The sequence below is a fragment of the Micromonospora sp. NPDC049004 genome, assembly GCF_040649315.1.
Classification (GTDB): Bacteria; Actinomycetota; Actinomycetes; order Mycobacteriales; family Micromonosporaceae; genus Micromonospora.
Window position 1 is genome coordinate 790,199 of the sequence record NZ_JBEZFG010000003.1, and the last position, 26,077, is coordinate 816,275.

General features: G+C 71.9%; 24 protein-coding genes. 15 read left to right on the forward strand and 9 right to left on the reverse strand.

Features of this window, described 5'->3' with window-relative positions; translation table 11 throughout:
• Window positions 1–31: 31 nt before the first annotated feature.
• The 5 genes from ugpC to AB0B97_RS12840 all read right to left on the reverse strand — a co-directional run bounded on the left by ugpC (window position 32) and on the right by AB0B97_RS12840 (window position 4,891).
• On the reverse strand, window positions 32–1,240 hold the full coding sequence (gene ugpC, locus AB0B97_RS12820) for a sn-glycerol-3-phosphate ABC transporter ATP-binding protein UgpC (protein ID WP_234589859.1): 1,209 nt from the start codon (window positions 1,238–1,240) through the stop codon (window positions 32–34).
• Between the two features lie 10 nt (window positions 1,241–1,250).
• Window positions 1,251–2,087, reverse strand: coding sequence for a carbohydrate ABC transporter permease (locus AB0B97_RS12825; RefSeq protein WP_357493230.1), 837 nt, complete (start codon window positions 2,085–2,087; stop codon window positions 1,251–1,253).
• A gap of 1 nt (window position 2,088) precedes the next feature.
• Window positions 2,089–3,072, reverse strand: coding sequence for a sugar ABC transporter permease (locus tag AB0B97_RS12830; RefSeq protein ID WP_357493233.1), 984 nt, complete (start codon window positions 3,070–3,072; stop codon window positions 2,089–2,091).
• On the reverse strand, window positions 3,069–4,358 hold the full coding sequence (locus AB0B97_RS12835) for an ABC transporter substrate-binding protein (RefSeq protein WP_357493235.1): 1,290 nt from the start codon (window positions 4,356–4,358) through the stop codon (window positions 3,069–3,071). The genes AB0B97_RS12830 and AB0B97_RS12835 overlap by 4 nt, the downstream gene beginning before the upstream one ends.
• 278 nt (window positions 4,359–4,636) lie before the next feature.
• Window positions 4,637–4,891, reverse strand: a complete 255-nt coding sequence (locus tag AB0B97_RS12840; protein WP_357493238.1) for a flavin reductase — start codon at window positions 4,889–4,891, stop codon at window positions 4,637–4,639.
• A 280-nt stretch (window positions 4,892–5,171) separates the two neighbouring features.
• Here AB0B97_RS12840 and AB0B97_RS12845 point away from each other — a divergent pair, with 280 nt between their 5' ends.
• The 5 genes from AB0B97_RS12845 to AB0B97_RS12865 all read left to right on the forward strand — a co-directional run bounded on the left by AB0B97_RS12845 (window position 5,172) and on the right by AB0B97_RS12865 (window position 8,008).
• A complete protein-coding gene (locus tag AB0B97_RS12845) occupies window positions 5,172–5,972 on the forward strand; it encodes a helix-turn-helix transcriptional regulator (protein ID WP_357493240.1) in 801 nt (266 codons plus the stop codon).
• Window positions 5,960–6,148 carry a DUF397 domain-containing protein gene (locus AB0B97_RS12850; protein WP_357493243.1) on the forward strand — a complete coding sequence of 63 codons (189 nt, stop codon included), beginning with the start codon at window positions 5,960–5,962 and terminating at the stop codon, window positions 6,146–6,148. The genes AB0B97_RS12845 and AB0B97_RS12850 overlap by 13 nt, the downstream gene beginning before the upstream one ends.
• Before the next feature lie 176 nt (window positions 6,149–6,324).
• Window positions 6,325–7,026, forward strand: a complete 702-nt coding sequence (locus AB0B97_RS12855) for a VOC family protein (protein ID WP_357493245.1) — start codon at window positions 6,325–6,327, stop codon at window positions 7,024–7,026.
• A gap of 185 nt (window positions 7,027–7,211) precedes the next feature.
• On the forward strand, window positions 7,212–7,643 hold the full coding sequence (locus tag AB0B97_RS12860) for a hypothetical protein (protein ID WP_234589839.1): 432 nt from the start codon (window positions 7,212–7,214) through the stop codon (window positions 7,641–7,643).
• Window positions 7,644–7,690: 47 nt separating this feature from the next.
• A complete protein-coding gene (locus AB0B97_RS12865) occupies window positions 7,691–8,008 on the forward strand; it encodes a hypothetical protein (RefSeq protein WP_234589836.1) in 318 nt (105 codons plus the stop codon).
• A gap of 367 nt (window positions 8,009–8,375) precedes the next feature.
• Here AB0B97_RS12865 and AB0B97_RS12870 read toward each other — a convergent pair whose 3' ends face one another.
• A complete protein-coding gene (locus AB0B97_RS12870) occupies window positions 8,376–9,086 on the reverse strand; it encodes an HAD family hydrolase (protein WP_357493249.1) in 711 nt (236 codons plus the stop codon).
• 86 nt (window positions 9,087–9,172) lie between these two features.
• The gene (locus AB0B97_RS12875) at window positions 9,173–9,748 is read right to left on the reverse strand and encodes a WHG domain-containing protein (RefSeq protein WP_357493251.1); all 576 of its coding nucleotides are present in this window, start codon (window positions 9,746–9,748) and stop codon (window positions 9,173–9,175) included.
• Window positions 9,749–9,925: 177 nt separating this feature from the next.
• Here AB0B97_RS12875 and AB0B97_RS12880 point away from each other — a divergent pair, with 177 nt between their 5' ends.
• Window positions 9,926–11,128: a low temperature requirement protein A gene (locus AB0B97_RS12880; protein ID WP_357493254.1), complete on the forward strand. Its 1,203-nt coding sequence runs from the start codon at window positions 9,926–9,928 to the stop codon at window positions 11,126–11,128.
• 12 nt (window positions 11,129–11,140) lie between these two features.
• On the opposite strand, the gene AB0B97_RS12885 is transcribed toward AB0B97_RS12880, so the two are convergent.
• Window positions 11,141–11,608: a hypothetical protein gene (locus tag AB0B97_RS12885; protein WP_357493256.1), complete on the reverse strand. Its 468-nt coding sequence runs from the start codon at window positions 11,606–11,608 to the stop codon at window positions 11,141–11,143.
• A gap of 33 nt (window positions 11,609–11,641) precedes the next feature.
• Here AB0B97_RS12885 and AB0B97_RS12890 point away from each other — a divergent pair, with 33 nt between their 5' ends.
• Together AB0B97_RS12890 and AB0B97_RS12895 are read left to right on the forward strand one after the other, a co-directional pair.
• Window positions 11,642–12,031 (forward strand): hypothetical protein, encoded by a 390-nt coding sequence (locus AB0B97_RS12890; RefSeq protein ID WP_357493259.1) that lies wholly within the window; start codon window positions 11,642–11,644, stop codon window positions 12,029–12,031.
• Window positions 12,032–12,211: 180 nt separating this feature from the next.
• Window positions 12,212–12,463 (forward strand): hypothetical protein, encoded by a 252-nt coding sequence (locus AB0B97_RS12895; RefSeq protein ID WP_357493261.1) that lies wholly within the window; start codon window positions 12,212–12,214, stop codon window positions 12,461–12,463.
• 362 nt (window positions 12,464–12,825) lie between these two features.
• Here AB0B97_RS12895 and AB0B97_RS12900 read toward each other — a convergent pair whose 3' ends face one another.
• On the reverse strand, window positions 12,826–15,534 hold the full coding sequence (locus tag AB0B97_RS12900) for a glucosidase (RefSeq protein ID WP_357493264.1): 2,709 nt from the start codon (window positions 15,532–15,534) through the stop codon (window positions 12,826–12,828).
• A gap of 42 nt (window positions 15,535–15,576) precedes the next feature.
• Here AB0B97_RS12900 and AB0B97_RS12905 point away from each other — a divergent pair, with 42 nt between their 5' ends.
• From AB0B97_RS12905 to AB0B97_RS12935, 7 genes are all read left to right on the forward strand, one after another.
• Window positions 15,577–17,520, forward strand: coding sequence for an amylo-alpha-1,6-glucosidase (locus AB0B97_RS12905; protein WP_357493266.1), 1,944 nt, complete (start codon window positions 15,577–15,579; stop codon window positions 17,518–17,520).
• A 137-nt stretch (window positions 17,521–17,657) separates the two neighbouring features.
• The gene (locus AB0B97_RS12910; protein ID WP_234591471.1) at window positions 17,658–18,992 is read left to right on the forward strand and encodes a glycosyltransferase family 4 protein; all 1,335 of its coding nucleotides are present in this window, start codon (window positions 17,658–17,660) and stop codon (window positions 18,990–18,992) included.
• A gap of 84 nt (window positions 18,993–19,076) precedes the next feature.
• Window positions 19,077–20,915 carry a serine/threonine-protein kinase gene (locus AB0B97_RS12915; protein WP_357493269.1) on the forward strand — a complete coding sequence of 613 codons (1,839 nt, stop codon included), beginning with the start codon at window positions 19,077–19,079 and terminating at the stop codon, window positions 20,913–20,915.
• A gap of 118 nt (window positions 20,916–21,033) precedes the next feature.
• The gene (locus AB0B97_RS12920; RefSeq protein ID WP_357493270.1) at window positions 21,034–22,680 is read left to right on the forward strand and encodes a serine/threonine-protein kinase; all 1,647 of its coding nucleotides are present in this window, start codon (window positions 21,034–21,036) and stop codon (window positions 22,678–22,680) included.
• A 102-nt stretch (window positions 22,681–22,782) separates the two neighbouring features.
• A complete protein-coding gene (locus tag AB0B97_RS12925) occupies window positions 22,783–23,592 on the forward strand; it encodes a metal-dependent hydrolase (RefSeq protein ID WP_234591164.1) in 810 nt (269 codons plus the stop codon).
• Complete coding sequence (locus AB0B97_RS12930; protein ID WP_357493271.1) at window positions 23,589–24,509, forward strand: amidohydrolase family protein; 921 nt, start codon at window positions 23,589–23,591, stop codon at window positions 24,507–24,509. The genes AB0B97_RS12925 and AB0B97_RS12930 overlap by 4 nt, the downstream gene beginning before the upstream one ends.
• 488 nt (window positions 24,510–24,997) lie before the next feature.
• Window positions 24,998–26,047 (forward strand): LacI family DNA-binding transcriptional regulator, encoded by a 1,050-nt coding sequence (locus tag AB0B97_RS12935; protein WP_357493447.1) that lies wholly within the window; start codon window positions 24,998–25,000, stop codon window positions 26,045–26,047.
• Window positions 26,048–26,077 lie beyond the last annotated feature (30 nt).

The window sequence follows — 26,077 nt, forward strand, 5'->3', positions numbered from 1 at the left end:
CGCAAGATCGGCGGGATGGGAGCGAGGGCCGTCAGTCGGCGAGGGCGCCGGCGGACCTGCCCTCGTGCAGGGTGAGGTTGCGGCCGTTGGTCGGGTCGAACAGGTGGATCTTCTCCAGGTTGAACCAGACCCGGCGGGACTGTCCCTCCGCGACCGGCGACTCGGCGGACAACCGGGTGACCAGGTTGCCACCGGTGCCGGCGAAGTCGCCCGCGCCCGCGTCGGCGGCCAGCTCCTCCAGCTCGGCGGCGCTGGCCCGCTCCCCCTCGACAGTGAAGTAGACGTACTTGTCCGAGCCCATCGACTCGACGATCTCCACGGGCGCCTCGAACTCCAGGCCCCGGCGGCGGGTGTCCTCGTCGACCAGCTCGGCGTCCTCGAAGTGCTCGGGGCGTACGCCGAGGATCAGCTCGCGGGGCGCGTCGGCCGCCTCCAGCTCGCGGCGGACGCGGTCGCCGAGCGGCACCTCGCCCAGCGCGGTGTGCAGGCTGCCGTCCTGCACGGCGGCGTGCAGGAAGTTCATCGACGGGGAGCCGATGAAGCCGGCCACGAAGAGGTTGCGGGGGTGGTCGTACAGCTCCTGCGGAGGCCCGACCTGCTGGATCGCGCCGCCGCGCATGATGACCACTCGGTCGCCGAGGGTCATCGCCTCGGTCTGGTCGTGGGTGACGTAGACGGTGGTGGTGCCGAGCTGCTTCTGCAACCGGGACACCACAGTGCGCATCTGCACGCGCAGCTTCGCGTCCAGGTTGGACAGCGGTTCGTCCATGAGGAACGCCTTGGGCTGGCGGACGATCGCCCGGCCCATCGCGACCCGCTGACGCTGACCGCCGGAGAGGTTGGCCGGCTTGCGGTCCAGCAGCGGCACCAGCTCCAGCACCTTGGCCGCCTCGTCGACCTTGGCGTTGATCGTCTCCTTGTCGAGCTTCGCCAGCCGCAGCGGGAACGCCATGTTCTCCCGCACGGTCATGTTCGGGTACAGCGCGTAGGACTGGAACACCATGGCGATGTCCCGGTCCCGGGGTGCCTTGTCGTTCACCCGCTGGCCGCCGATGCGCAGCTCGCCGGAGCTGATGTCCTCCAGGCCGGCGATCATGTTGAGGGTGGTGGACTTGCCGCAGCCCGAGGGACCGACCAGGATCACGAACTCGCCGTCGGCGATCTCCAGGTCGACGTCCTGCACGGCGACGGTCCCGTCCGGGAAACTCTTGCTCACCTTGTCGAGCACGATGTCAGCCATGACTACTCACCTATCCCTTGACTGCGCCGGAGGTCAGGCCGGACACGATGCGGCGCTGGAAGAAGAGGACGAACAGGATGATCGGTACGGTGATCACCACGGCGGCGGCGCAGATCGCCCCGGTGGGGTCCTCGAACTGCGACGCGCCGGTGAAGAACGACAGCGCGGCCGGCACCGTGCGGGACCGCTCGGTGGAGGTCAGCGAGATGGCGAACAGGAAGTCGTTCCAGCAGAAGATGAAGACCAGGATCGCCGTGGTGAACAGGCCGGGCGCGGCCAGCGGCGCGATCACCCGCCGGAACGCCTGCGCCTGGGTGGCGCCGTCCATCTTCGCCGCCTTCTCCAGGTCCCAGGGGATCTGCTTGAAGAACGCCGACAGCGTGTAGATCGCCAGCGGCAGCGCGAAGGTGATGTACGGCAGGATCAGCCCCGGCCAGGTGTCGAAGATCTTGAGCTGACGCTCGATCTCGAACAGGGGTGACACGAGGGACACCTGCGGGAACATCGCGATCAGCAGGGAGACCCCGACCAGCAACCCCTTGCCGGGAAAGTCCAGCCGGCTGATCGCGTACGCGGCCATCGCGCCGAGCACCACCGCGATGAGCGTGGCGATCAGGGCGATGCCGATCGAGTTGATCAGCGCGCGGACGAACTGGTCGGTGTCGAAGATCGTCCGGTAGTTGTCCAGCGTCCACTCCCGGGGGATGAAGTTCCCGTCGGTGAGGGTGGCCGGCGTCTTGAACGACAGCGAGGCGATCCACAGCACCGGGACCATCGCGAAGACGACCACGAGGAGGTCGAGCAGACCCCAGCGCACCTTGGCTCGGGTGGTGGTTTCGACAGCCATGTCAGCGCCTCTCGGAGTCGTCGCTGCCGGGGGCAGCGGTGCCGAACAGCTTCACGAAGACGAAGGCGATGATGGCCACCGTGATGAAGATGAGCACCGACATCGTCGAGCCGATGCCGAGGTTGAGACCCCGGATCAGGTTGTTGTAGGCGAGCATCGACACCGACGAGGTCTCGTTGCCTCCGGCGGTCAACACGAAGATGTTGTCGAAGACCCGGAACGCGTCCAGGGTGCGGAACAGCAGCGCGACCAGGATCGCCGGCTTCATCACCGGCAGCATCACCTTGGTGAACTTCTGCCAGGAGGTCGCCCCGTCGGTGGAGGCGGCCTTGAGCAGGTCCTCCGGCACCAGCGCCAGCCCCGCCATCAGCAGCAGCGCCATGAACGGCGTGGTCTTCCAGATCTCCGCCAGCATGATGATCGCCAGCGAGCTGGCCCGCTCGGTGAGCGGCGCACCGTCGCTGAACAGGTCGGCCAGGTAGCCGGTGCCGGGCGTCCAGGCGTACCGCCAGGAGAACGCGGCGACCACCGTGACGATGCCGTACGGGATGAGCGCCGACGTGCGGACGAGGCCGCGCCCGACAAGCGTGCGGTGCATGATCAGCGCCAGCCCCATGCCGAGCACCAGCTCGACGGCCACGGTGACCACGGTGATCAGCGCGGTCACCCCGAACGCCGTCCACCAGAACTCGTTGGTGAGCACGGTGGCGTAGTTCTCCAGCCCGATGAACTCGCGCTGGTCCGGAAAGCGCAGGTCATAGCGCTGCAACGACAGCCAGACCGAGTAGATGATCGGGTACGCGGTCACCGCCACCATCACCAGCGCGGCGGGCGCGCAGAGCAGCCAACCGAGCCGGCGTTCGGCCTTCTTGTTCTCACTCAGCGGCGGCTTGCGACGGCCGCCTCGCTGCGTGGGCACGGTGGTGGTGGATCGTTCTGCCTCGGCGCTCACCTGCGCGCCGGCCGGCGTGGCGTTGACACTCACGGCAGGACCCCCTTGGACTCCAGGGCGTCGGCGATGGCGCCGCGCAGCTCATCGGCCGTCTGTTGCGGACGGATCGCCGACGGCGGCGACAGGATCGCCGACATGACAGTCGAGATGCTCTGGTAGGCCGGGGTCAGCGGACGCGTCGCCGGGTCCTTCAGCTCTTCGAGGATGGTGTCCTTCATGGGGTACGCCTCGGTCATCTCCGGCTCGTCGAAGACCGCCTCGATGGTCGGTGGCACGCCGTCGTTGATGGCGGAGAACTTCTGGTGCTCGGGGCTGCGCAGACACCGGGCCGCCTCGAACGACTGCTCCGGGTGCCGGGAGTAGGAGCTGACCGCCAGGTTCACGCCGCCGATGGTGACCTTGCTGGGCGTGTTCTCGTCGATGCCGGGCACCCGCGCCCAGCCGACCTGCTTGGCCAGCTCCGGGTTGGCCTCCTGCAAGGCCGGGTAGACGAACGGCCAGTTCACCTGGAACGCGCCCGAGCCGGACTGGAACTCCAGCCGGACGGGGTCCTCGGTGGCGTTGCTGAACGACGGCGACGTCACGCCCGACGTGGCGAACTTCTTCAGCTGGTCCAGCGCCCGGACCGTGCCGTCGTCCATGACGGCCTTCTTGCCGTCGTCGGAGAGGACCTTTCCGCCGGCGCTCTCGGCCAGGGTGTTGTAGAGGACGACCAGGCCCTCGTACTGCGCGCCCATGGTGAGCACCTGGTACGGCTTGCCCTGCTCCTTGAGCTGCTTCGCGGCCGTGATCATCTGGTCCCAGGTGGTCGGCGGCTGCGGCACCAGGTCCTTGCGGTACCAGAGCAGTTGGACGTTGGTGTTCTTCGGCGCGGCGTAGAGCTTGTCCTCGTAGCGGGCGGTGTCCAGCGGCCCGGCGAGGGTGCCCTGCTCGACGTCGGACTTGTCCTGGCCGGTCCACTCGCGGATCCAGTCGGCGCTGGCGAACTCCTGGGTCCAGGTGACGTCCAGGCCGAGCACGTCCATCCCGGTGTCCTCGGCGGCCAGCCGGCGCACCATCTGCACCCGCTGGTCGTCGGCCTGGCGGGGCAGCACCCGGTAAACGATCTTGTATCGTCCCTGGGCCTGCGCGTTGCAGTCGTCGACCACCTTCTGCAGGTTCTGCTCCGGCGGGTAGTACAGGTTGATCGTCGGCGTACCGCCGCCACCGTCGTCGGCGCCGCACGCGGCCAGCGGCGCGACAAGCGCTAGCGCGGCGGCTGCGGCACCGAGCCGGGCAGCCGGCCGACGCCGGTGTCGAGCCGTTTCGGGGTCTGTCATCGCCCTCCCCCTCTCTTCGGCGAGAAACCGGGGAGGGGCATCCGTGCCCCGGTGCACGGCGAGGCCATTGCGGGCCGATGAGCTGCGGAAATGCCCAGGCCCGGATGGTCCCAGCGGCTACACTGCCCCACCTGCGAAGTCACGAAACCTGCCCGCAACGGGCAAGACGAGCACCCCGCAAGATCCGCACAACATCCCTGTTGTTGCTGCCGCAAGGCCGCCGGAGGCAGCAATATCACCGAAACTGCGCGGATCTTGCGCGCCCCGACCGGCAAGCGTCAGCCCCGGGCTCGCGCCCAGGAGAGGAAGCGCTCGGTCATCCGCGCCGGTGGGTGGTCGGGGTGGAGCTGGGTGAGATGGTGGGTCGCCTCGTTCATCAGGGCGCCGAGGTAGATCAGCAGACCCGTCCGGTCGGTCCGGTACTCCGTCAACAGGGTGAGCTTGGCCGGCTGGCAGGGCCACTCCCGGCCGCAGTTGCGGCACCGCCACAGCGGACGCATGGCGACATGTGGGGTGGGCGGGCGAACCACCATCACCACCACCGTGTCTCGTCGTGGTGGTCTGTCGGGCTCAGCACATCGGCCTCCTCGCGCATGGGGAAGGGGCCGCTCCCGCAAGGGGGGGAACGGGAGCGACCCCAGGGGGCAGAGCCCGCCAGCGCCGTTGCGGCCACCAGCGAACCCGCCATTGGTGACAGTCTGCGATGACTCGACTACCTTCGATAGGCGCTCGCGCCATCCGCGCAGCTCATGGACTCAGGCGAGCGGTCGGGACCGACACGCCGATCCGGGTTGGGCAGAGATTGGGGAATTGATGGGGACCGTCACCGACTACGTGCTGGAGGAACTGCGGCTACTCCGGGCGGAGACAGGGCCCAGCCAGGACGACTTCGGCCGAGCCATCGGCTACTCGGGCTCGCACGTCAGCTCGGTCGAGACGGGCGGGCGACCGCCCACGAAGGAGTACATGCGGGCGGTCGACAACCACCACCGGACCGGCGAGCGCTTCCAGCGGATGCTGGAGCGGTTGGGCCGGCTCGACGCCGAACCGGCCTGGCTGCGCGAATGGATCGAGTTCGAGCGGGAGGCGACCACGCTGCGCTGGTTCGAGTTGGCGTACGTGCCCGGCCTGTTGCAGACCGAGCGGTACGCCCGCGCCACGCTGGCCGGCGGCCGGTTCGACGCCGAGGACGTCGACCGGATCGTCGCGTCCCGGCTGGAGCGGCAGGCGATCCTGCGACGCCCCCGCCCGCCGCAGCTCATCGCCGTGCTGGACGAAGCGGTGTTGCGCCGGCCGGTGCTCGACCAGCCGGGCCTCATGGTCGAGCAGTGCGAGCACCTGGTGGAGCTGGCGGCCCAGGAGCACATCCAGGTGCACGTCGTCCCGGTGGACGCGGGCATGTACCTGGGGTTGGCCGGTCAGTTCATCATCGCCGAGATGCCGGACGGCGAGCGGGTGGCGCACGCCGACAACCAGCTCATCGCGCAGTTCGTCGACGCGTCGACCGACGTCGCTAAGCTGGCGAAGACGTGGGAGATCGTCCGCAACGAGGCCCTCCCCCGCCGGCAGTCAATCGAGCTGATCAAGGAAGTGGCGAAGGCATGGACACCCTGACCCCGCAATGGCGCAAGTCGACCAGGTCCGGCGGCAACGGCGGTTCCTGCGTCGAGGTCGCCGACAACCTGCCGCACGTCGTGCTGGTGCGCGACACCAAGGACCGCGACGGCGGGACCCTCCACGTCACCCGGAATGCCTGGAAGGCATTCATCGGTTACGCCACACAGCGCTGACCGCCCGCTCTCCCGGGCCAGCACCCCGCAAGATCCGCACAACATCCCTGATATTGCTGCCTCAAGGCCGCCGGAGGCAGCAATATCACCGAAACTGTGCGGATCTTGCGGGGTGCCGCGTACGACACGCCACGCACCGCCCCCCGCGACCGCGCCGGACCGGCCATGCTGGGACCGTGATCGCACGCTTCAAGGACCTCTGCCTGGACGCCGCCGACCCGCTCGCACTGGCGGGCTTCTGGGCGCGGGTGCTCGACGCCGACGTGGCCGACGCCGGTGACGGCGACACGCGGATCGATCCCCGCTCGGCACGCTCGGACGCCGAGTCGATCTGGGTGAACCGGGTGCCCGAGCCCCGGACCGGCGCGACCCGCGTACACCTGGATCTGCGCCTGGCGGACGCGGACCCGGCGGCGCTGCTCGCGGCCGGCGCGCGGTCGGTGCGCGAGCCCGACGGCGACACCGACCGCCGGGTGCTGGCCGACCCGGAGGGCAACCAGTTCTGCGTGCTCCCCGCCAGCGACGGGGCCCGGCCGGGTCCGGTCGGGCTGGTGGTGGCCGCGGTCGACCCGGCCGCTCAGGCCACCTGGTGGGCCGGTGTGCTCGGCGGCAGGGTCGAGCATGGATCGAGCAACGCGTCGGTGGTCGGCGCGGCCGGGTTCGAATGGGAGCGCTGGGTGTTCAACGCGGCGCCCGGGCCCAAGGCCGTCAAGAACCGGATGCACTGGGACGTCGAGATGGTCAGCCCGGAGCCGACAGCTCTGCTCGACGCGGGCGCGACGCTGTTGCGCGAGCCGATCACCGAGGCGCGCTGGTGGGTGCTGGCCGACCCCGAGGGCAACGAGTTCTGCGCCTTTTCGCCACGCCCCACCGGGTGAACGACCGACTACCCAGCGCGGGCGGCTTCGACTAGCGTTTCCGTAGCGCCGCAGCCAGCGCGTTCGCCGCCGACGTCGACACGCCTCCGGCCGGCCCAGCCTGCCCGATCGGTTGGTTATCGCGGGAACGTCCCACCGCCACTGCACCGGTTCGGCAGGATCGTCCCAATGAGGGAGGTGCCGTCGTGCAGGACACCCGCGCTCTCGCCCTGACGTTCGAGGTGAGCGGCCTGCCACCGGTCAAGACCGAAGCGTTGTCCATCTTCGCCGCCGGGCATCGGCAGGCGACGAGGGTCCGCACCCTGCTCCAGGCCGCCCTCGGCGCGGCCCAGCGCACCGGCTGGACGCCGTTGCCCGGGCCGATCGAGGTGGACCTGGTTCTGCGCTGCCCGCCCGGGCACCGGACATCCGACGCCAGCACCCTGCTCGGCGGCGTCTGCGCGGTGCTCCAGGACAAGAAGCGGGTCTCCACCATCGGCCTGGCGCACCTCGGCGTCCTGGTGGACGTCGCCCTCTACGACGACGACCGGCAGATCCGCCGCCTGTCGTACCACGAGGAGCCGGCGGAGGACTTCTCGTACCAGGTGCGGGTCGCCGCCGTACCATCCGGCGTTTGACCGACGGCCGCGGTGGGGTATCGCGGACGCCGACGAAGGGAGCACCGATGTCGGAGCCACATGTCACGCTCGACCCGCGCGGGCTCGATCCGGTGCAGCAGAAGCTGCGCGGGCCGCTGGAGGACCAGCTGACCTCGGCTCTCCAGGCAGCCACCGACCGGGTTCGCGCCGGCTACGCCGGCGAGCCGGTCGAGCAGGTGTGCCAGCGGCTGTTGGACGAGACCCGCTCCGGGTTGCATCCCGACATCGCGGCCGGGTTCAACCCGGACATGGACGAGTTCTGCCGGGTGGCGATCTCGATCGTGCGCGGCGGGTCCGACGAGCCGGACGCCCACCACGGCGGCGACGGCCGGCACCGCGCCTGACGGGCCGGCACCGATCGGAGTGGCCGGGTCAGGACCGGGTCCGCAACTACCCGGTCCTGACCCTCGGCCGTCCGACGGGGAGCGGACAGGTCCGGCACCCACCGCGCGCGTGGGCGCGGCACGACGCCACGCGGCCCGGCGGGGAGGTTCCGGCCGCCCTGCACTCAGCTCCACGGTGCCCACCCGCCGGACACCCGTGCGCCCCCGGCACACCCCGAAAGGCCGTGAGCGCCGGCCCAGGTTAGGCGGATCCCGACGGACCGGACAAGCGTTGCGGGACCGTCCGCGACGTGACTGATCTCAAGGGGAAAAAGCGGCATGTGCGCGTAACGCGACCCTGATCTTCGACGCTGTTCGGGTTCGACGGTCAGAAGTGCCGGAGCAGGTCACGGAAGGCGGCCAGCCGCAGGATGCCGTCGTCGGTCGGGTCCAGCTCGTCGTCCTCCAACACCCAGGTGTTCTCGTTCGGAATGAAGACCGCGTTCAGCCCGGCCGCCCGCGCCGGGAGGATGTCGGACTTCGGGGAGTTACCGATCATCCACGCGTCGGCCGGCTCGAACCCGTGCTCGCGGATGAGCCACCGGTAGGTGTCGACGTTCTTCTCGGCGACGATGTGCGCCGCCCCGAAGTGGTGCAGCAGCCCGCAGGCGTCCAGCTTGCGCTGCTGCTCCTCCCGCTCGCCCTTGGTCAGCAACAGCAGTTCGTGCCGGCCGGCCAACTCGTCGAGCGCCTCGGCGACACCGGGCATCAGCTCCACCCGGTGCTCCACCAGCGCCAGGGCCAGCCGGTCGATCTCCTGGCGCTCGGCATCGGTGGCCGGCCGTTCGCGCAGCCGCTCCAGGCACTCGGCGAGGCTCCGGAGGAAGACCTTGCTGCCGTACCCGTGCGCCACCGCGTTGGCCCGCTCGATGTCGTCGAGGATCGCCCGGGTCTGGGCCCGGTCCAGGGTGGGGTGGTCGAGCCAGGCCAGGAAGTCGTCGATCACCCGCTCGAAGACGACGTTGTTCTCCCACAACGTGTCGTCCGCGTCGAAGATCAGCACCTGTGCCCGTCGGCGGGCCTCCTGGTCCGCGGTCATGCCGCCCCCTCCTCGCGATCATGCTCGTGCGGACGCGAACTTTAGGGCATCCCGCCCTGGGCACCCAGCGAGTTTCCGCCCGCCGGTCACGGCCACCGCAGCAGCCGTTCCGCGATCATCGACTCCCGCTCCTCCTGCGCCTCGGGACGCAGCCGGCCACCACGGGTGAGCATCACGAGGCCGTGCAGCAGGCTCCAGCCCACCTCGGCCAGGGTGTCCGGATCACGCCCCTGGGCCAGCGGTAGCAGGGCCGCCCGCAGCGCGGCGGACACGGCCCGGGGCGCCGCCGGCACACCGGCCGCGCCGAGCGCGAGGTCCGGGGTCAGCGCGAGCATCGCGTCGTAGACAGCCGGATTGGCGTACGCGAAGTCGAGGTACGCGCTCGCCATCACCGCCCAGGCCCGTTCCGGGTACGGGTTGTCGGCGTGCGCTGCGGTCAGCGTGGCGGCCAGATCGGCGAAGCCGTGCACCGCGACCGCGGCCAGCAGCGCCTCCTGGTCGGCGAAGTGGCGGTACAGGTCGCCGAGGTCCATCTCGGCCCGTTCGGCGACCCGACGGACGCTCAGGCCCACCCAGCCCTCGGCTTCGGCCAGCGCGCGTGCGGCGGCGACGATGAGCAGGCGTCGCTGGTGTTCGATGGCCTCCTCGGCAGGTACGGACACCGGCCGAGCGTAACGATCCGCACTGTCCGCATCCGCCTCGTGACAGATTGGTGACTGATCGCCTGCTCCGAGCCCCTTCGCTGCCGTATCCGGTGGTGGTTCGTTAGGTGGTCAGGTCACCGCGACGGGAGGGCACGTGGTCGTTCGACGGCGTCCGCCCACCGAGGCGGTCGGCGGGTGAGGGAAATCCCCGATGGCGGGCTGCTGCGCGGCGCGGGCACCCGGGAGCGGGCCACCTTCCTGGAGCTGTTCCTCGATCTCGTCTTCGTCTTCGCCCTCACCCGGATCTCCCTGCGGCTGATCGACGACTTCACCGACGGCGAGCGGTACGCGTTCGCGGGCCTCGGTCAGGCGCTGGTGCTGTTCCTGGCGCTGTGGACGGTGTGGACGCTGACGGTCTGGTCGACCAGTTGGCTCGACCCGGAGGCGATGGTCGTCCAGACCGTCATCGTCATCACGATGGCGGGCGCGATGACGATGGCGGTCGCCGTGCCCGACGGATTCGGCGCGCGGGCCTCCCTGTTCGCCATCACGCTGGTGACCCTCCAGGTCGGACGGGTGGTGTACTTCCACATCGCCGGCCATGGCCGCCCCGATCCGCAGCAGTCGATCCGGATCATGTTCTGGTTCGGCCTGAGCGCGCCGTTCTGGATCGTCGGTGGGCTGGTGAACGACGGCGACGTCCGTGGTTGGCTCTGGGCGGTCGCCGTCCTGGTGGACTACACCGGGTCGTACCTCGGGTGGCCGACGCCGCGCCTGGGGGCGCAACGGCTCGGTGTCCAGGGCATCGCGGCCGAGCACCTGGCCGAGCGGTACCAGCAGTTCCTGCTCATCGCGCTCGGCGAGGCCATCTTCGTGATCGGGCTGGCGTTCAGCGGCAGCGGCTTCCACGCCGAGCAGACGGCCGCCTTCGTACTCGCGCTGGCGACGACGGTCCTGCTGTGGCGGATCTACTTCCACCTGGCCGGCGGGACGCTGGACGCCGCCGTCGGCAACTCCGGCGACCCCGCCCAACTCGCCACCGACATGGCGTTCGCCCACCTGGCGATGATCGCCGGGATCGTGCTGACCGGCGTGGGCATGGAGCTCTACATCACCGAGCCGTTCGGGCCCCTCCCGGCGACCTGGCTCATCCCCATCATCGGTGGTCCGGCGCTCTTCCTCGCCGGAAGGTCCGCCCTGGAATACCAGGTGTTCGCCCGGATCTCCCGCTCCCGGACAGCCGGCCTGCTCGCCCTGGCCCTGCTGGTGCCGGCGACCCTCCCCCTGCGACCGCTCACCGCCGGCACGGCCGCCACCCTGGTGCTGCTCGGCGTCGCCGGCGCGGACTCCCGGCACTCCCGGCACCGGCCCCGCGAGATGGCCAGGCCGCCGTTCTGACCCCGCCATCGATCAGCGGCGCAGCGCGGTCGCCTGCTGCACGTGCGACAGCTTCTCGGGACTGCGGACGGCGTACAGACCGCTGACGAGACCGTCGTCGACGCGCACCGTCGGGACGGTGTCGAGTGCGCCGCCGGACCGGACGATCAACGCCGGCCAGCCGTTGACCTCGGCCGGATGCAACGACGGCGCGGCGACCTCCACCTTGCGGGAGGCCAGGAGACGGGCCACCCGGTCGGCGCCGACGACCGGCCGCAGCGCCGCCTGCTTGATGCCGCCGCCGTCGCCCAGCAGGACGACGTCGGGCGCCAGGACGTCGAGCAGGCCGCGCACGTCGCCCGACTCGACCGACCGCTGGAACGCCTGCAACGCACGTCGCGCCTCGGTCGCGGAGACCGGGCCGCGCGGTCGACGTGCGGCGACGTGCGCCCGTGCCCGGTGGGCGACTCGGCCCCGAGACCTCCGCCGGCTGACGTTCACGGGAACTCCACAACGCCTCGCTAGCCTGGCGCGATGACATCGCCGACCCCGCCGCGTCGACGCGCCCGACCGCTCCTCGTGGCCGGGTTCGGCGTCGTGGGCCTGCTGGCGTGCCTGTGGGGGCTGTGGTTCGCGTCGCTGCGGGCGTTCGGCGACGAGGGATCGTTGCCGCCGAAGTGGCGCATCCCGGACGTGCCCGCCGGGGCGACAGTCGTCGACGAGAGCGAGGAGTGCGCCTCCGGCGGGTGCTCGTGGCAGGTCACGGTGACGCCCGCGGCCGGCCAGTCTCCGGAGGATCTGGCCGAGCAGATGGGTCTCTCCGAGGACCGGACCGAGCCGCCGAAGTTGTTCGACCCCGGGTCCGTCTACGTGGTGGCACAACCCAGGAACGGCCAGTTGGTCATTCACGTCGGCTACGAGTAGGCCCTCGGGCCTCGACAGGTCCTGCGTCACCTCATGTGACGTGAAGCGCTTGAAGTTGGGGACGCTTCATGCATGGCAGCGACGAAGGCGGGCCCGAAGCGCCCCTCAGCATCCAGGAGATGGTAGACCGCCGGTGAGCGGTTCATCGGCGTCGGTGGCCCGGAGATCAGCTTCTTCGACATGGCGGCGATGCTCGCGCGGCACCTGCCCAGCCTGGCCGACCGGGTGCCGGCCCGGGAACTGAGCGACGAGGAGGTCCGGGAGGCCGCGAAGACCGAGCCGGCCCTGCGCGACGCCGCCCTACGCGGACAGATCCCGATGATCAGCAACGACAAGGCACGTCGGGTCCTCGGATGGCAGCCCCGCCCGGTGGAGACGACGATCACCGACACCGCCGACAACCTGATCAAGCACGGCCTCGTCACGCCCTGACCACCCGCACCCAGCGCCCGTCCCGCGCTCCGACGCACCCGCCGCCGCCCGGCCGTCGCCCGGCCGCCCGGCAGCCGCCGCCCGGCATGATCGTGCTCGATCCAGGATGTAGTGGCCTCCCGCGCCGAGGACACCACTACAACAAGGATCGAGCGCGATCATGACGGAGCCGGCCCGCAAGATCCGCACACTTTCGGTGATGTTGCTGCCTCCGGCCGTCGTGATGCAGCAGCATCACTGAAGTTGCGCGGATCTTGTGGGCGCGAGGCGCGAGGCGCGAGGCGCGAGGCGCGAGGCGCGAGGCGCGAGGCGGGGAGGCGCGAGGCGGGGAGGCGCGAGGCGGGGAGGCATCCAAGGGTCGGTCAGCGGCGCAGGGTGAGGATCAGGTCGGCGATCAGGGCCGTCCAGCCGGTCTGGTGCCAGGCGCCCAGGCCGGCGCCGTTGTCGCCGTGGAAGTACTCGGGGAAGGCGATCAGGTCCCGCCAGTCCGGGTGGGTCTGGAACATCTGGGCGGCGCCGTAGATCGGCCGTCGACCCCAGTCGTCCTGGGTGAAGAGCGAGATCAGCCGGGCGGACAGGTCGTCGGCGATCTCGTCCAGCGAGCGTTTCACCCCCGAGCGGGTCGGATACTCCACCTGCAGGTCGTCGCCGAAGAACGCCGCGTAGTCGCGCAGCGCGCTGATCAGCAGGAAGTTCGTCGGCATCCAGATCGGCCCGCGCCAGTTCGAGTTGCCGCCGAACAGGCCGCTGGTCGATTCGGCCGGTTCGTAGCCGACGGAGAACTCCTGCCCGCCGAGGGTGACGGAGAACGGCTTGTCCAGGTGCGCGCGGGACAGCGTCCGCAGGCCGAAGTCGGAGAGGAACTCGTCGGGGTCGAGCATCCGGGCGAGCAGTCGGACCACCTGCTCCTGGCCGACCATGGACAGCAGCCGCTGCTGGCGGCCGTCCGGGCCGAGCCGCCGGGTGCCGATCACCTGGGCGTACTCCGGGCGGTTGGTGAGGAACCAGCGCAGCCGGGCGCCCAGCTCCGGCAGGCGGTGCAGGGTCCTGGCGGTGAGGCGGGTGGTGGCGGCCAGCGGCAGCAACCCGACCACCGAACGGACCTTCAACGGCACCTTCGTGCCGTCGGCGAGGCGCAGCACGTCGTAGAAGAAGGCGTCCTCGTCGTCCCACAGCCCCTGCTCGTACGCGGCGGCGGCGATGTAGAGGAAGTGTTCGAAGAACTTCGTGGCGGTGTCCACCCACGTGCGGTCGTGCTCGGCCAGCACGATGGCCATGTCGAGCAGGTTGAGGGCGTACATGGCCATCCAGCCGGTGCCGTCGGACTGTTCCAGCACGCCGGCCACCGGCAGCGCCGCCGAGCGGTCGAACGGCCCGACGTTGTCCAGCCCGAGGAAGCCGCCCTCGAAGACGTTGTTGCCGCCGGTGTCCTTGCGGTTGACCCACCAGGTGAAGTTGAGCAGCAGCTTGTGCATGACCCGGCCCAGGAACTCGAAGTCCCGGCCGCCGTCGATCTCGAACACCTTGAGCGCCGCCCACGCGTGCACCGGCGGGTTCACGTCGCCGAACGCCCACTCGTACGCCGGGATCTGCCCGTTGGGGTGCAGGTACCACTCGCGCAGCAGCAGCAGGATCTGCTCCTTGGCGAAGCCCGGATCGACCCGGGCGATGCTCACGCAGTGAAAGGCCAGGTCCCACGCCGCGTACCACGGGTATTCCCAGGGGTCGGGCATGGAGATGACGTCGAAGCTGGTCATGTGCCACCAGGCGCTGTTGCGACCGTGCCGGCGCCCGGCCGGCGGGGGCGACGAGCCCGGGTCGCCGTCCAGCCAGCGCTTGACGTCGAAGTGGTAGAACTGCTTGCCCCACATCAGCCCGGCGATGGCCTGCCGCGCCACCAGCGCCTCGTCCGGGGTCGCGGCCTCCGGGATCACACCGGCGAAGAAGCGGTTCGCCTCGGCCCGCCGTGCCCACACCACTGCCTCGAATCCGTCACGGAGGTCGGCCGGGGGCGGCGGGGCGGCGGCCGGTGGCGACGCGGTACGGGTCAGCCGCAGCCGGATCTGCCGCTGGCCGCCGGCCGGCACGTCGAGCACGTAGTGCAACGCGCCCTTGGTGCCCTCGCGGGCCGGGTTGACGGTGGGGGCGCCGTTGACCACGTGGTCGTTGATGCCGTCCTTCGGGTACGGCGAGCGGCCGGGCAGCCCCCACAGCCGCTCGGCGTTGGTGTCGTTGTCGCAGAGCAGCGGCACCGGGCCGCCGTCGCCCTCCAGCAGCAGTTGGCCGAGCACCCGGTGCTCACCGACCAGCCGGGTGCCCTCGCCGGTGAGGCGCGGGATCCGGTCGCCGCCGGGCAGCCCCCACGCCCAGGTGTTGCGGAACCACAGGGTGGGCAGCACGTGCAGGGTCGCCGCCTTGTCGCCCCGGTTGGCCACGGTCACCACGATGCACAGGTCGGTCGGGGACGCCTTGGCGTAGTCGACGGTCACCGCCCAGTACCTGTCGTCGTCGAAGATCCCGGTGTCCACCAGCTCGTACTCGGTGTCGTCCCGGCCGCGCAGCGCGTTCACCGCGACGAGTTCGTCGTACGGGAAGGCGGCCTGCGGGTAGTGGTAGCGCCAGCGCATCCAGGAGTGGGTGGGCGTGGAGTCCTCGTACCACCAGTACTCCTTGGCGTCCTCGCCGTGGTTGCCGCCGTCGCCGCCGAGGCCGAACATCCGCTCCTTGAGGATCGGGTCCTTGCCGTTCCACAGCGCCAGGGCGAAGGCGAAGGTCTGTCGGTCGTCGCAGACGCCTGCCATCCCGTCTTCGTTCCAGCGGTAGGCTCTGGACCGCGCATGGTCGTGTGGGAAGTAGTCCCACGCCGTACCGTGCTCGCTGTAGTCCTCCCGTACCGTCCCCCACGCCCGTTCGGACAGATAGGGACCCCATGCACGCCAGTCCTGCTCCCCCGAGTCGGCCTGGGCGAGCCGGAGCCGCTCAGCGTCGGGTGGCGAGGCGTCGGAGGACGATCGGTCAGTGATCACGTGCACATCTTTGACGCCGCCGCGGTACTTCACCACAGCGGCCATTCTCGTCGTGGCGTGTTACACCTCGGCGGCGGTGGAGGAAAGTTGATCGACATTCACTTCGGTCCGCAGGTCTGCGGCGAGCTGACCAGCGCGTCCAGCCGGGAGTGGCTGGTGCCCGACGGCCTCGGCGGGTACGCGATGGGCACCGTCGGTGGGCTGCGGACCCGCCGCTACCACGGTCTGCTGGTGGTGCCGGGCGAAACTCCCGCGTCCCGTCAGGTGGGACTGGTCAGTCTCGACCCGGCGGTCACCCTGCCGTCCGGCGCCCGCGTCCGGCTCGGCGCCCACGAGTGGTCCTCCGGCGTCGTCGACCCGCGCGGCTTCGAGCTGCTGGAGCGCTTCGAGCTGGTCGACGGGCTGCCCCGGTGGCGGTGGCGGATCGGTGGGGTGGTGATCGAGCGGGAGCTGGCAATGCTGCCCGGCCGTTCCTGCGTGGCGGTCGTCCACCGGCTGGTCGCCGGCGGGCCGGTCCGGCTGGAGCTGTCGGCCGCGTGCACCTGGCGGGACGCGCACGGCGAGCGGCGGGCCGACGGCCCGACCCCGCAGGTCGAGGCGGTCGCCGACGGCGCGGTGGTCGAGGGCGCGTACCGGCTCGCCGGGCCCGGCTGGGCGCCGGAGGGGCAGTGGTGGCTGGGCGTGCACCACCGCGAGGAGGCCAACCGCGGACTGAACGCGGACGAGGACCTCTGGTACGCGGGACGCTTCGTCGGCGAGCTGGAACGCCCGGGCGACACGGTGTCGGTGCGGGCCTGGGCCGGTCGACTCGACGAGGAGCCGCCGCCGGCCGCCGAGATCGTGGCGACCGCCCGGCGACGCAACCGGCAGGTGGTGGCCGCGGCGCGGCCGGCCGACGAGGTGGACGCGACGCTCGCGCTGGCCGCCGACGCGTTCGTGATCCGTCCCGGCGGCACGGCTGTCGACGTGGTGGCCGGATACCCGTGGTTCGGCGCCTGGTCGCGGGACACGATGATCTCGTACGAGGGGTTGTTCCTCGGCACGGGCCGGGCCGCCGAGGGGCGCGAGCTGCTGCGGGCGTACGCGGCGACGCTGTCCGATGGGATGCTCGCCAACACTGCCGACACCGGTCGGGTGGAGTACAACACCGTCGACGGCACGCTGTGGTTCCTGCACGCGGTGAGCCGGCACGTGACGGTCACCGGCGACACCGATCTCGGCGACGAGCTGCTGCCGGCGCTGCGTGCCGTGATCGACGCGCACGTGGCCGGCACCCGCTACGGGATCGCCGTCGACCCGGCCGACGGGCTGCTCGCCCAGGGCGCCCCGGGCACCGCCCTGACCTGGATGGACGCCCGCGTGTACGGGGTGCCGGTCACCCCGCGTACGGGCAAGCCGGTCGAGGTCAACGCGCTGTGGATCAATGGGCTGGCCGGCCTCGCCGAGCTGACCGAGCTGGCCGGGCAGGACGCGGGCGAGCTGTGGCGGCGGCACGCACAGGCGACCGCGTCGTTCCGGGACCGCTACCCGGCCCCGACCGGCTGGCTGCACGACGTGCTGGACGCGCCCGCGCCGGCGTACCCGCTGGGTGGGGCGGCCCTGCACGACGACGACGCCCTGCGCCCCAACCAGTTGCTGGCCTGGTCGTTGCCGTTCGCGCCGCTGGAGCCGGACGAGCCGACGCTGCGCCGGATCGCGACGGGGCTGCTCACCCCGCTCGGGCCACGCAGCCTCGCCCCGGACTCGGCCGAGTTCGTGGGTCGACACCGGGGCGGCCCGGCCGAGCGGGACGGCGGCTACCACCAGGGCACGGTGTGGCCGTGGCTGATCGGGCCGTACGTGGACGCCTGCCGCCGGGGCAAGATGTCAGTCGATGACGTATTGATTGGTATTGAGTCCCATCTGACCGAATATGGGCTAGGCTCGGTAAGCGAGACGGCCGACGGCGTCGCGCCGCACTCCGCGACCGGCTGCCCGTTCCAGGCGTGGTCGGTGGCCGAGCTGCTGCGGGTGCGCCGAAAGGGCCAGTAGCGCTTTACACGACCGCAACGGCGGTGTCTCCGCTGGTTATCTCGGCCCCGGCAGGATTGGCCCCGATCCAGACGCGACGGCGACACCGACTCCGGTGTCGGTCGGCGCGCGCCCGGGGACAACTCAAAGGGGGCCGCATGTCACCCGACGCCCACGTGATCGACATCCACCCCGCCCGTCAGCTGCGGGTGCTGATGCTCTCCTGGGAGTACCCGCCGGTGCTCGTCGGTGGCCTCGGCCGCCACGTCCACGCCCTCTCCGTCGCCCTCGCCGCCGCCGGCCACGACGTCACAGTCGTCACCCGCCACGCCGACGGCGCACCCCTGGAGGAATACGCCGACGGCGTACGCATCCTGCGCGCCCCCGAAGACCCCGTCACCTTCCCCCTCGCCACCAGCAGCCTCCTGGCCTGGACCATGGCCTTCAACCACACCCTCACCCGCACCGCCCTACGCGCCACCCAGGCCGGCAGCTACGACGTCATCCACGCCCACGACTGGCTCGTCGCCCACACCGCGACCACCCTCGCCGAACACCTCGACCTGCCGCTGGTCACCACCATCCACGCCACCGAGGCGGGCCGGCACCAGGGCTGGCTGCCCGAGGAGATGAACCGCACCATCCACGGCGTCGAGCACTGGCTCAGCGGGTCCTCCACCCGGGTGATCGCCTGTTCGGGTTACATGCGCGACCAGGTGAGCGCGCTCTTCGACGTACCGACCGGGTTGGTCGACGTGGTGCCCAACGGAGTCGACGACCGGGCCTGGCGGGCCCGCCCGCGCGCGGTCGCCACGGCCCGTGCCCGGTTCGCCGCCGACGGCCCCCTGGTCGGGTACGCCGGACGCCTGGTCTACGAGAAGGGCGTGCAGCACCTCGTGCACGCGGTGCCCCGGCTGCGCGAGCGGCACCCCGGCCTGCGCGTGGTGATCGCCGGCGACGGCCCGTACCGCCCCGAGTTGGAGGCCGAGGCCCGCCGCCTGGCGCTCGGCTCGACAGTCCGCTTCACGGGCTTCCTCGACGCCACCCAACTGCCGGCGGTGCTCGGCGCGACCGACGCGACAGTGGTCCCCAGCCTCTACGAGCCGTTCGGCATGGTGGCCCTCGAAGCGGCCGCGGCCGGAGCGCCGCTGGCGGTGGCCCGCACCGGCGGCCTCGCCGAGATCGTCGAGTCCGGCGTGACCGGCGTGACGTTCCCGCACAGCGACCCGGCGGCGCTCGCGGGCGCGGTCGACCAACTGCTCGGCGACGAGGTCTTCGCGCGAAGGGTGGCCCGACGGGCCCGCAGCATGGTCGGCGAGCGGTACGGCTGGGCCAGCATCGCCGCCCGCACCGCCGCCACCTACGCCACCGCCCGTCGCGAGCACGGCCCGCTCCAGGCTCGGCGGGCCGCCGCCCGACTGGCCGGTGGACGCGCCCGGATCGCCATCCCGGAGGGCAATCTGCTCGCCGCCACCGACCACGCCGCCTGCTGAAGGCGGGTCGGACGACCGATAGGTGACTTCCGATCCGCTGGTTAGGGTGTACCCCGGACAGCGGCTGAGGAGGAGCGTGCGCAGGTGCTGATCGCGGGTCGGTACCGGCTGCTCGACCTGGTGGGTCGTGGGGGCATGGGTCGGGTGTGGCGAGCCCGCGACGAGATGCTGCACCGCGAGGTCGCGGTCAAGGAGGTCGTACCGCCGAGTTGGCTGGCCGACCACGAGCGGGCCGAGCTGCGCTCGCGCACGCTGCGGGAGGCGCGCGCCGCGGCCCGGCTCAACCACCCCGCCGTGGTCCGGCTCTACGACGTCGTCCCGGTCGAGGGCAGCCCGTGGATCGTGATGGAGTACGTCCCGTCGCGCACCCTGCAGGACGTCATCGACGCCGAGGGGCCGCTGGAGCCGGCTCGCGCCGCCCAGATCGGCCTGGCCCTGCTCGGTGCGCTGGAGGCCGCGCACACGGCCGGCGTGCTGCACCGCGACGTCAAACCGCAGAACGTGCTCGTCGCCCACGACGGTCGGGTGATGCTCGCCGACTTCGGGCTGGCCACCTTCGACGGCGGGGACGGCGCGATGACCCGCCCAGGGATGGTGCTCGGCTCCCCGCAGTACGTCGCTCCGGAACGGGCCGCCGAGGGCGTGTCCACGGTGGCGGCCGACCTGTGGTCGCTCGGCGCCACCCTGCACGCCGCCGTGGAGGGCCGCTCCCCGTACGCCCGCAGCAACGCCATGGCCACCCTCAGCGCGCTGGCCGCCGGTCCACCCGACCCGGCCCCACACGCCGGACCGCTCGCGCCGGTGCTCGCCGGGCTGCTGCGCCGCGACCCGCGCGACCGCCTCGACCACGACGCGGCCCGCCGGCTGCTCACCGCCGCCGCGACCGGCCACCCCGGCCCGCCGGCGCGCACGCGGGAAGCCGCAGTCGACGCCGCGACCCACTCCCCGCCGGCGACCAGTTCCCCGACCTCGAACGGTTCCTCGGCCTCGGCGGCGTCCGCTGCGGGGGAACCGGCCGACCAGGACGTCACCATCCCGCTGCCCGAGCCCGACCCGGCAGCCACCAGCAGCGGCGAACCGGGAGTCCGGGCCGCGGCGGAGGAGACAGCCCCCGACCCTGCGACGCCCGAGCGATCGGGCGGAAACCCGGCCGGACTACTGGCCGGGCGGCCCAGGGCACGGCGGGCCGCGCTGGTCGTCACCGCGCTGCTCGTGGCCGCCGCGGCCGGCGTGGGCACCGCTCTGGCCGTCGCCGGTGACGCCCCGACCGACACCGCCGGACGGTCCACCGCCCCGACGGCGGACCGTCCGAACGACGGCAGCGGCACGAACGAGGGCTCCGGCGACGGCCGGGGCGGCCCGTACGGCGGTGGTGGCCCCGGCCGGCCCGGCCCGCCGCCGAATGGCCGCGACGTGCCCCCGCCGCCGTTCCCCTGCGTCCATCCGGACGTCGCGGGGCCGCCGGTGTCGGTGGGGTCACCCGCGCCGCGCGAGCCGTTCCGGCCACCCACGGGCTGGGTCTGGCACGCCGACAGCACCGGCTTCCGCGTCTCCGTGCCGGCGAGCTGGCACTACTCCCGCGAAGGCGCGGTGGCCTGCTTCCAGGACCCGGCCACCGGTCGGGCGTTGAGCGTCGCGCCGGGCACGGCTGCCGACCCGCTGACCCGACTGCGCTCGGCCCGCGACGACGCGGCCCGGATCGGGGCGCTGCCGAACTACGACGAGATCCGGCTCACCGCGGGCGGTGGCGGCGCCGAGTGGGAGTGCCGGTGGGCGGCCCCGTACGGCGTCGTGCTGCACGCCCGGCAGGAGGTCCTCGCACCCGAGAGCTGGACCTTGGGTTGGATCACCGACGATCGGGACTGGACGGCTGCGGACGCGGACTGGAGGACAGTGCGAAAGAGTTTCCGACCACCCCGCTGACCTGCGCCGTATGGCCCTGCCGGGCCCTCCGTCCGGCGTGGATCGAGGCCGCTCAGCGGATGAGAAAAGTCGTCTTGGTGGCTATCGTGTAACTCGGGGTGACCGAGGGGGAGCGACCGTGCAGCAGTTGCTGATCGCGGGTCGGTACCGGCTGCTCGACCTGGTCGGCACCGGCGGGATGGGCCGGGTGTGGCTGGCCCGCGACGAGATGCTGCACCGGGACGTGGCGGTGAAGGAGGTCGTGCCGCCAGCCTGGCTGGCCGAGGCCGACCGCGCCGAACTACGACTGCGGACGCTGCGCGAGGCCCGCACGGCCGCCCGGCTCAACCACCCCAACGTCGTTCGTCTGTACGACGTGGTGCACCACGGCGAGAACCCGTGGATCGTGATGGAGTACGTGGCGTCCCGGTCGGTGCAGCAGATCATCAACACCGAGGGCCCGCTGAGTCCACAACGTACCGCCCGGATCGGGCTGGCGGTGCTCGCGGCGTTGCGGGCTGCGCACAGCGCCGGCGTGCTGCACCGCGACGTGAAGCCGCACAATGTGCTGGTCGCCGACGACGGGCGGGTGGTGCTCACCGACTTCGGGCTGGCGACGTTCGACGGCGGGGACGGGGCGATGACCGGCCCGGGCCTGGTGCTCGGCTCGCCGCAGTTCGTCGCGCCGGAACGGGCCCGCGAAGGCGTGTCGGATCCGCGTACCGACCTGTGGTCGTTGGGCGCGACGCTCTACGCCACGGTCGAGGGGCAGTCCCCGTACGCCAGGTCCAGCGCGATGGCGACGCTGAGCGCGCTGGCCACCGAACCGCCGGATCCGATGCGCCGGGCCGGCCCGCTGCGTCCGGTGATCACCGGCCTGCTGCAGCGCGACCCCTGGCGGCGGTTGACCGCGATCGAGGCGGAACAGCTGCTGCGCGCAGCGGCGGCCGACCACGACCGGCCGGCCGGGCCGGCTCCCTCCTCGGCGGTGGCGGCGGTCCGCAGCGCGGGCCGGTCCGCAGCGTCCGCCCCGGTCAGCCCGGCCGGTCCGTCGAACGACGCGGCCCCGCCGATCCGCCCGCCGACCCGCCCGCCGGCGGCCCGTCCGAACGGTCGACGAGGTCGGCTGATCGCGCTCAGCGGCGCGGCGACCGCCGCCGTCCTGCTCGTCGCCGGGGGTGTCACGGCGGCGCTGCTGCACCGCCAGGACGAGCGGACGCCGCCGTCCGGCGTCGGAGGTGGCGCGAGCGCCACCCGACCGGCCGCGTTCGCCTGCGCGGCCCCTCCGCCGCCGGCCGCCACCCCGGTGCCGTTGGTGTCGCCGCCCAGCGACGCGCGGTACGGGCTGCGCGACGGTTGGACCTGGCACGTCGACCCGGCCGGTTTCCGCATCGCGGCGCCGGTGGCCTGGGCACGCTGGACCGAAGGGGCGGTGACCTGCTTCCGCGAGCCCAGCGGCGCCCGGGTGCTCAGCGTCGAGGCGGGCCTCCCGCAGGTCGATCCGGTGGCGCACTGGACGGCCGAGGAGAAGCGGCTCGTCGGCGGTGACGCGCTGCCGGGCTACCGCAAGCTGGACATCTCGGCGCTCGACGTCTTCGACGGCGGGGCCCTCTGGGAGTGCAGTTGGGAGAACGCGGCCGGCGAGCGGGTGCACAGCATCCGGCTGCTCGCCAACACCTCGGCCGGACGCGCCTACACCGTCTCGTGGTTGACAAAAGAGTTCGACTGGCAGGTCAACGCGGCATACTTCGTGATGATCCGGCAGAGCTTCACGCCCACCCTCTGACACTGTCCGTTGTGGACGGCCCGACTGACGCCCCTGCGACACCGGCGCTGGCTACAGTGGCGTAGTTTTGGCGCTCAAGATCCCTGGGGAGGGTGAGCCGAGATGATGGGACCGTCGCACGCGCTGTCCGGCGCGGCGGTATGGCTGGCCGGGTCCTGGGCGCTGGACCAGTTCGCCGACTACCACCAGTCGCCGCTGGCGCTGGCGGTCGGCACGGCGGTGTGCGCGGGCGGGGCACTCTTTCCCGACCTCGACCTGTCCGGCAAGGTGACCCGCAACCAGGGTGGCGCCACCGTCGCCCGCACGTTCGGGGTCTTCTCGCTCTTCGTCGCCGAGGTGATGGAGAAGATCTCGCTCGGTGTCTACTACGCGACGAAGCTCAGCAAGGATCCGCGTCGCAACAACGGGCACCGCACCCTCACCCACACGCTTCCGTTCACGGCCCTGGTCGGCTGGGGCACCACCGCCCTCTGCGCCGCGTACGGCAAGTGGGCGGTGATCACGATCCTGTTCTTCATGTTCGGTCTCGCCCTGCGCGGGCTCTTCGACGAGTGGGCCGAACGGGCCGGCTGGGTGATCGTGACCCTCGCGTCGGCCGGCGCAGCCTGGTTCACCTTCGCCAACCTGCCGGGCGGGCGGGGCTATCCCCTGATCGGCACGGCCGTCGGGGTGGGCTGCCTCGTGCACATCCTCGGCGACATGATCACCAGAGCCGGGGTGCCGATCCTCTGGCCGATCCCGATCCGCCGACGTATGTGGACGATGATCGGCCTGCCCAACAGCATCGCCCTGCGCACCGGCAGCAAGACCGAGGTGGTCGTGCTGCGCGCCGTGCTGACCGTCGTCTCGGTGCTCGCCACCGCCGGCCTGGTCGCGCCATCGGTGCTGCAACGGTTCAACATCGACGTATGACCGAGGCCGCCCCCGCGTCGAGCCAGCCGTCACCGCCGGCCGAGGACGCGCGGGTGCCGGAGTTCTGGCGCGCGCTGGGGCTGCCCGGACTGGCGGACGTGCACGTGCACTTCCTGCCGCCGAGGCTGCTGCGCCGCGTGTGGGAGTACTTCGACGCCGCCGGCCCGCTGGTCGGCACCGAATGGCCGATCCGCTACCGGTGGAGCGACGCGGACCGCGTCGCCCACCTGCGCCGCCTCGGGGTACGCGCGTTCAGCGCGCTGGCGTACCCCCACCGGCCGGGCATGGCGGCGGACCTCAACCGCTGGACGTTGCAGTTCGCCCGGGACACCCCGGGCTGCCTGCCCTCGGCGACCTTCTTTCCCGAGCCCGGCGCCGCCGCGTACGTTGAGGCCGCGCTGGCCGACGGAGCCCGGCTGTTCAAGGTGCACGTGCAGGTCGGCGGCTTCTCCCCCACCGACCCGGCGCTGGACGAGGTGTGGGGGACGCTCACCGACGCCGAGGTGCCGGTGGTCGTGCACGCCGGGCACGCCCCGGTGGGAACCACACACACCGGACCTGCCCCGTTCGCCGACCTGCTCGCCCGGCACCCCCGGCTGACCGCCGTGGTGGCGCACCTCGGTGCGCCGGACTACCGGGCCTTCCTCGACCTCGCCGACGCGTACGAGCGGGTCCGGCTGGACACCACTATGGCGTTCACGCCGTTCTTCGACAGGTTCGTGCCCTTTCCCGCCGACGAGTTGCCCCGGCTGCGCGACCTGGGCCTCGCCGGCAAGGTGCTGCTCGGCAGCGACTTCCCCAACATCCCCTACCCGTACGCCGACCAGCTGACCGGGCTGGCCCGGCTGGACCTTGGTGACGACTGGCTACGCGCGGTCTGCTGGAAAAACGCGGCCACCCTGTTCGACCTGACCTGAAGCGCCCAGCCGAGGCCGCCACAACCGGGCCCGCCACGCCCCGCACCCCGCACCCCGCACCCCGCACCCCGCACCCCGCACCCCGCACCCCGCACCCCGCACCCCGCACCCCGCACCCCGCACCCAAGATCGTGCTCGATCCTTGATGTAGTGGCCTCCCCACGATTCGAGGGGACTATTTCCAGGATCGAGCGCGATCATGGCCAGCGGCGCACCGCCCAGCGGCAGCGCGGCGGCGCAGCGGCGGCGCGGCGGCACGGCAGGACGGCCGCGCAGCGGCGGCACGGCAGGACGGCGGCGGCGGCGCGACAGGACGGCGGGGGCGGCTCAGGAGGCGGGGTCGGCGGGCCCCGACTTGTTTTCGACATCGGCTATTGACGTCGCCGTAACAGGTGGCCTAGCGTCTGTCGAACCGCTTCGTCGAAACGCTTCGACGATCATTCGGGAGCGATCCCACGCCGGGCCGGAGGAGGTGCGCGGTGGCCACGATGCACGACGTCGCCCGCCTTGCGCAGGTCTCGGTCAGCACCGTGTCGTACGTGCTCACCGGCACCCGGCCGATCTCCCAGGCCACCCGGGACAAGGTGCTCGCCGCGATGGCCGAGCTCGACTACCAGCCCAACGCCATGGCCCGCGGGCTGGCCAGCCGGCGCAGCCGCATCCTGGGCCTGCTGATGCCGATGGACGAGCGCGGCCTGGGCGCTACCGAGACGGCGTTCGTCACCGGTGCCGCCGCCGCAGCCAGCGCGGTCGGCTATCACCTGGTGCTTTCGCCGGTCGGCGGGGGCAACCTCGACGACCTGCGGCGGCTGGCCAGCCAGCGGATGCTCGACGGCGTCGTGCTGATGGAGGTGCAGCTCGCCGACGAGCGGGTCACCGTGCTCCAGGAGGCGGGCGTGCCGCTGGTGCTGATCGGGCGCACCGGCGACACCACCGGGCTCTCCTACGTCGACATCGACTTCGAGCAGACCGTGCGGGAGGCCGTCGCGCACCTGGTCGGCCTGGGACACCGTCGGATCGTCTACGTCAACCACTCGGCCGCCACGCTGGCCAGCGGCTACGGTCCCGCGTTGCGTACCCGGGACGCGTTCGTCGCGGCGATGACCGGCCACGGTCTGGAGCCGGTCATGATCCCGGCCGAGGACAGCGCCGCGGGCGGGCGGGCCGCCCTGGCCGCCGCCTTCGCGCGGACGCCGGAGCTGACCGCCGTGCTGGCGATGAACGAGACCGCGATCTTCGGCATCCTCGGCGAGCTGACCGGACGGGGGCTGTCGGTGCCCGACGACGTCTCGGTCGTCTCGATGGTCACCTCGCCACAGGTCGCCGAGCTGGCCACCCCGGCGCTGACCGCGATGACGTCGCCCGGGTCGGCCCTGGGCCGGATCGCGATCGAGGCGCTGGTGCGCCACCTGGACGGGCCCGGTCACGAGCGCCACCAGCAGCTGCTGCCGTGCGCGCTGGAGATCCGGGGATCGACCGCCGGGCCACGACGGCCGGCTCCGGTCAGCACCGAACCGTCTCCGACGAGCGGGGGCTGACCAGCCAGAACGGCCCGCCGCCGCGCGGCA